Annotated in this window: 8 protein-coding genes; 6 read left to right on the top strand and 2 right to left on the bottom strand. The window is 34.0% G+C overall.

From position 1 onward, the window contains the following. Window positions 1-158 precede the first annotated feature (158 nt). The 6 genes from HOG71_07060 to HOG71_07085 all read left to right on the top strand — a co-directional run bounded on the left by HOG71_07060 (window position 159) and on the right by HOG71_07085 (window position 4,286). Window positions 159-947, top strand: coding sequence for a hypothetical protein (locus HOG71_07060; GenBank protein ID MBT5990597.1), 789 nt, complete (start codon window positions 159-161; stop codon window positions 945-947). Window positions 948-1,113: 166 nt separating this feature from the next. Next, on the top strand, window positions 1,114-1,359 hold the full coding sequence (locus HOG71_07065; protein ID MBT5990598.1) for a hypothetical protein: 246 nt from the start codon (window positions 1,114-1,116) through the stop codon (window positions 1,357-1,359). Between the two features lie 237 nt (window positions 1,360-1,596). Beyond that, window positions 1,597-2,508, top strand: a complete 912-nt coding sequence (locus HOG71_07070) for a proline dehydrogenase (GenBank protein MBT5990599.1) — start codon at window positions 1,597-1,599, stop codon at window positions 2,506-2,508. Between the two features lie 598 nt (window positions 2,509-3,106). Beyond that, entirely contained in the window at window positions 3,107-3,286 is a 180-nt protein-coding gene (locus tag HOG71_07075; protein MBT5990600.1) for a hypothetical protein, read from the top strand. Window positions 3,287-3,339: 53 nt separating this feature from the next. Further along, complete coding sequence (locus tag HOG71_07080; GenBank protein ID MBT5990601.1) at window positions 3,340-3,807, top strand: nucleoside deaminase; 468 nt, start codon at window positions 3,340-3,342, stop codon at window positions 3,805-3,807. A 5-nt stretch (window positions 3,808-3,812) separates the two neighbouring features. Beyond that, entirely contained in the window at window positions 3,813-4,286 is a 474-nt protein-coding gene (locus HOG71_07085; GenBank protein ID MBT5990602.1) for a WbuC family cupin fold metalloprotein, read from the top strand. A gap of 270 nt (window positions 4,287-4,556) precedes the next feature. On the opposite strand, the gene HOG71_07090 is transcribed toward HOG71_07085, so the two are convergent. Further along, entirely contained in the window at window positions 4,557-5,495 is a 939-nt protein-coding gene (locus HOG71_07090) for a DMT family transporter (protein ID MBT5990603.1), read from the bottom strand. A gap of 30 nt (window positions 5,496-5,525) precedes the next feature. Beyond that, on the bottom strand, window positions 5,526-6,218 hold the full coding sequence (locus HOG71_07095; protein MBT5990604.1) for a DUF3575 domain-containing protein: 693 nt from the start codon (window positions 6,216-6,218) through the stop codon (window positions 5,526-5,528). Window positions 6,219-6,364: the final 146 nt, after the last annotated feature.

The raw sequence follows: 6,364 nt of genomic DNA on the forward strand, positions 1-6,364 counted from the left end.
AAGAACGATCTAATCTTGAAATAATTTGTGAGAATAAATTTATATTTGTCATTAGGGGCGGTGTTTTTGTTGTGCAACTCAAAGGTATTTGAGATACTTTAATTCTGCCCCTCTTTTTTTTAATCGTTTAGGACGCTATTGCCGCAAAACCATTAATAATGGAATATGTTTACAAAGGACATAACTCAGTAGATATAAATAATACGGATAAAGCTCATCAGTATTTGAAAAGTGCCATGGACTTGAAAAACAAATATTTCCCTAGTCCTGACGAAGAAATCGAAGAAAAAATAAATACATTAAAAGGAGAAATATTTAGTCAGCAATGTCAAAATGCAGAAAATGCATATCAAACGTATGTAGCATCAGGTATAGGAATGTCGGAAGCATTACAATATATTGAAGCAGAGCGATTATTATTATTAGCTGTGGCAGAACACACAAAACTACCTGATTGTGGTCTTGATATTTCTGAAGCTGAAAATGAGTTGTTTCGAATAAAACCTGCAGCAACATTTCTGAAAATGATAGCTGAATCGCAACTATTAAAGAATAAGAGCAAATATCAGCAGGCTATAGAAAAGTATAATGAGGCAGGAGACTATTTTATTGAGCAGCAGGTCGGGTTATTTGATATTACTTACAAAGCAGTTCTGGATTATATTATTAGTGGCGATAATAATTTTGTTAAATATGGAGTATCCTATTTTGCTAAAGCCAATGAATTAAACAATGCACTTAGTTTACTTCATGAGTTGAAAAATAGGGGATATGCCAGTAAGTACCTCAAACTTGAACAGCAAGTATTAGGTGAAAAATTAGCTGAATCGGATGCAAATTCTGGCATGACTGGAAAATCAAAAGAATTGGTCCTTAATTATACCCAAGCTGATAAATGGTATAAATATTTGACTAAAGCCTATAAAAAGCAATGGAAGAAGATGTAAAAAACTCTTCAAAGCATTTTACAATTCATCCTTAAGACCAAATTCACTTCTGTATTTGATAGATTTTCAGCGCTTTGCATTGAGCCTGTAAATAAATTTGCAAAGCCTATTCCTGATATCTTATTTTCGAGTTGCAAACTACATGATTTTACTAACCAAATCCACTATGCAAAACACTCACTTTAACTGGTATCCTGTCGATCCTTACGGTCAAATATGGCGCTATGCTTATTACTTTGATAGGGAAGACATCAATAACCTTCAAAAAATAGAAGTAGCAGAAGTATCATGTTACAACAAACAAAGCTGGCATTGGAAATTTCTAAAAAATACCTTAGTCGATTCTTTGTTGAGTGGATTTTCCCAAGATCGAGATGAAGCTATGGGAGTCATTAATAAGATGATAGCTTAAGCAGTCCACATATTCTACTTTTAAGTTTTTAGAATCAATTTTAAGTACATTGTATCAGAATGAAAATGTTGTATGCTCATTCTGCATAAGAACAATTTATAAAGTTTGAATCAAGCAGACTCCTTACAATTTTGAGTTGGAAATTCATCGAAATATTTCCTCTACTTTTTATAGATTTTCTTCTGAAAAAATTATTACGTTTGCAAAAAACTTAGAAGTAATTTAAACGAATTAGATATGTTTAATAAACTGATTGCTGGCCTGCTTCCATATATGCCCAAAAGCCTTGTTTGGATTTTTTCGAAAAGATATATTGCAGGTATAACCATTGAAGATGCTATTCAAGCTTCAAAAGATTTAAATAAAGAGGGTATTAAGGTTACTCTGGACGTATTAGGCGAATTCATTAAGAATTTAGATGAAGCTGAAGCTAATAAAAATGAGTATCTCGAAATTATTGAAATAGCTGAAAAGAACAAAATTGATGGTAACTATTCTCTTAAACCAACGATGTTTGGTCTGTTAATCGATACAGAAATATGTTACAAACATATCAGAGAAATAGTCGCTAAAGCAGCTTCTTACAATAATTTCGTTCGTGTTGATATGGAAGACTCACAGTGTGTAGACTTGGAAATTGATTTATACAGAAAACTAAAAGCTGAATTTCCTAAAAATGTTGGTTTAGTTGTTCAAGCTTACTTGAAACGTACATTACCCGATTTGAAAGCGCTTTTGGATATTCATTCGGATGAAATTCCCTTAAATTACAGACTCTGCAAAGGTATTTATGTAGAACCTGCTGAAATTGCCTATAAGAAATACGAAGAGGTCAATTTGCATTTTATTGAAGATTTGGATTTTATGTTTGCCAACAAGGTATATCCTGCTATTGCAACGCATGATAAGAATTTGGTCGATGCTTCCTATGAATTAATTGAAAAATATGAAGTTACCAAGGAAAAATACGAATTTCAAATGCTTTATGGCGTGACACCAGAATTGCGCAAATCTATACTAGATAAGGGCCACATTATGCGTGTTTATGTGCCTTATGGAAAACAATGGTTTGCATATTCAACGCGTAGGTTAAAAGAAAACCCAAAAATGGCCTGGCTCATTATTAAAGCACTCTTTGTTCGAGGATAAATCTTTTATTTTCAGATCAAAGGTTAAAACTTGAATACACATTAGTAAGAGGCTATTGGCAATTTTTGTATGTTGACTTTTGATGCTTATAAATCATATTCCATTCTTATTTAGGCCACTGATTCGCAGAAATTTCACTTGTCTCCTGAAAACAAATCAGTGAATTCTGTGGCAATTTTCATATCATATGTACAATTACGGATATTCAAATTTTTTTAAAAGTATATCCTTTATCATACCACAGACATATTTAGTTTAATTATCATTCATTTTTAGGGTACTGATTCGCAGAAATTTCACTTGTCTCCTAAGAACAAATCTGTAAATCTGTGGCAATTTTTACATCATAGGTGCAATTGCGGATATTCAATTTTTTTTCAGAAAGAAAAGGTAACATTTTTAGTTATTTAGGAATATATAGCTGGTTGATACTAATAATATGGGAAATAGTGAAAAACGAGAATAACTGATTATATTCCAAGTTTTCATTGTTAATAAGTTGATTAAATAGTTTAGATCAATTCTTATTTATTGATTTCTTTTGAAGAATTAAATTAAACGCGATTAAGCCAATTTACCCCATAAAAATGAAATAATAATGACTCGTTATACATCTATTCTTTGGACAGTTTTGATTTTAGTTCTTACAGCTCATGTTGCCACAGCACAGCCGATCCCACCAAACGCCACCGCTCCATTAGGAGGTGGAATGGGAATATTATTAGCTGCTGGAGCATCCTATATGTTTATTCGGTTTATCAAAAGCAAGAGAAAATAATAAACGTCTGACCTATTTGGTCACTCAAACATTTATTCAAAATAAAGCTTTGTATGAAATTGCAATTCATGAATATTGCTGTTGAGGAAGCATTAAAGGGTATGACAGCCAACCATGGAGGTCCTTTTGGTGCTGTTGTTGTCAAAGATGGGAAAGTAATAGCTACGGCCCATAATGAAGTTCTTTCCTCAAACGATCCAACTGCACATGCTGAAATACAAGCTATTCGAAAGGCATCCGAATTATTAGAAACTTTCGACCTTTCTGCTTGCGAAATATACTCTACCTGTGAACCTTGTCCCATGTGCTATTCGGCCATTCATTGGGCCAGAATTCCTAAACTCTATTATGCTGCAAGCCGGAAAGATGCTTCATTATCAGGGTTTGATGATGATGAATTGTATGATATTTTAAGTGGAAAAACGCAAAAGGAGCAAGTAGAGAAAATAAAGATGAAGGATCAGAAAGCCATCGATCTATTTATTTTTTGGGATAATAAACGTGATAAACAGCATTATTAAACTTCATGCTAAAAATTTCCAAAGAATTTGTCACAGAGCTTTCAGCAAATGCTAAAGCTAACTATCGCAAGCGCTTGCATCACAATTTCCACAAGAATTATGATGAGAAAGTGCAACGTTTACTGAATGCTTGCGATCCAACAAGTTATTTTCGCCCACATTGTCATGCTGATTCAAATACGACCGAAACAATTATTCTGGTTCGTGGACGAATGCTCGTTATTGAATTTGATGTAAGGGGCAATATCATCGATCATATTATTTTGCAATCGAATGAGGGTCACATAGGTGTGGAGCTAAGCCCAGAAACATGGCATAGCATGATAGCCTTGGAAGAAGAAACAGTCATGTTCGAGATAAAACAAGGTCCTTTTGATCCAGAAAAAAAGAAGTTATTTGCAGATTGGTCACCAGAAGAAGGGAGTGAAGATGCTAAAAGCTTTAATCAAAAAATTTTGGAAGAATTAGGGCTTTCCTAATAACCTGACTTCGGGATAAGCTTTGCTCACAGTTTCAGATGATTAGTTCATAGACAACTCCAATTTTCGAAGTACTATCTGGATAATTCAAGGAAATTTGAGGATGTATATGGGCGAATCATCGAAACCCATGAATGGGAAAACTAATTTACTTCATCTTTGAACTTAAAATCACTTGAAATAGCATGCTATAACTTCATGATTATAAGCCCAAATCTAACCTGCCCGAATAAATCCGTTCAGGCGGGTGCCCCATTAGTTTTCTGTGAGTTAAATCTTATCCCGAGCTCGGGTTAAGAACCAATTCAATTTAGTGCGAACTGGTTTTTTAGTGTTGACCAATAAAACACCAACAATAATTAACCCTATCCAGACTAAAAAAAACCACTCAAATTTTTCTCCATCCCAAATTCCCCACATAACCGCAACAATTGGCATCAAGTAGGTAACCGATGCAGAAAACACCACACTGGTTATTTTGATCAAATAATTAAATAAAATCAAGGCGATAATTGTTCCTAGCACCGCTAATATGCCTACGTATAGCAAACCTTCAAATACTTTTGGATCGGATTTCAATTGCCAATAAAAATCAGTAGAAGTGAAAAGTATGACACTAGATATAATTCCAATATAAAAGAAAGCCATTACAGCTATAGTAAATGCATCAACTTCTTTTAAGTAGTATTTTATGATATTAATATTCAATGCATACATAATGGTTGCGATAATCACATAAGCACCATAGGAAAGATTGAAATTAAGCGAATTTCCACCGCTGACAGTTAATAAACCAACTGCGCCTATTAAACCAATAATTACTCCAATGATATTGATAATTTTAATCTTTAGTTTGAAGAAAAGCAATCCAGCCAATAAGGCAAATAAGGTTGTTAATGAATTTAATACACCTGTTGAGGCGCTATCCAAACCAGTTTCCGCCTGAGCGAATAAATATGCAGGAATGGCATTGCCGAGCAATCCGGAAATGAAAAATATAAGCTGCATTTTCAGATTGTACTTTTTGATTCTGGCAAATACAAAAGGAAGAATAACCAGAAATGAAATACTAATACGTAATGTACCCACTTCTAAAGGGGAGAAGTAAACCAATCCACGTTTGATTAATATGAACGAGCTACCCCAAACCAAAACCAGAAAGAATAGTATCGACCACGACAGTACTTTTTGCTTAGTAGCAGGGTTCATTGTTTGGCTTGATTGGGTTGTATTAAATTTTTAGAAAGTATAGCCTAAACAAAAACCAATCCGATAAGCAGGGAATGCAAAGGGAAGTCGAATGGTTGCCGATTGTGTAAACCAATCAAAAACAGATTTACCAATGCCATAAAACCCATTTTCATCAAGTCCTTCAATCTGTATGATGTCAAAAATAGCTTCTTCGTCCAAATCACCATCGAACTGACCTTTGAATCCGAAATAAGAAATACGCGGTCCCAAAAATAGTATGTCGATTGAAATTCCGTTTTCCAGTATAAATTGATAACCAGCTTGCACACCCGCACCAATTTCAGTTAAATTAAGTTTCACATTATAACCCACAATATTGATCGAATCATATTCATAGGCACCATTCCATTTGCTTCCAAAGCGCCCTATCCTTAAATAGGGACCCCAATAAAATCCATTTGGTGCTTCTTCCTGTGGATAGAGCCTGAATTCTGGCGTTACATATAATCCATGCAAGTGATATCGAAATCCATCTACATCTTTAAACGTTCTGAAAGTTCCTTTTGGATAATGATAATTTAAATTCAGAGCCACCGAAGCATCCGATTTGAAAGCATATTCTCCTGTTAAACTAACATTGTTAAAAGCAAAGGAGGGAAGGTTGGTTTTTAATGTGAAATACTGTGCTTTTACAGACATAAACAGACAAACACCGATACACATTAGGATGATTCTTTTCATTGTTGTTCCTTAATTATAATATCAAATCAATAGCGTCCTAAACGATTAAAAAAAAGAGGGGCAGAATTAAAGTATCTCAAATACCTTTGAGTTGCACAACAAAAACACCGCCCCTAATGACAAATATAAATTTATTCTCACAAATT

The organism is Bacteroidota bacterium (assembly GCA_018698135.1).
GTDB lineage: Bacteria > Bacteroidota > Bacteroidia > CAILMK01 > JAAYUY01 > JABINZ01.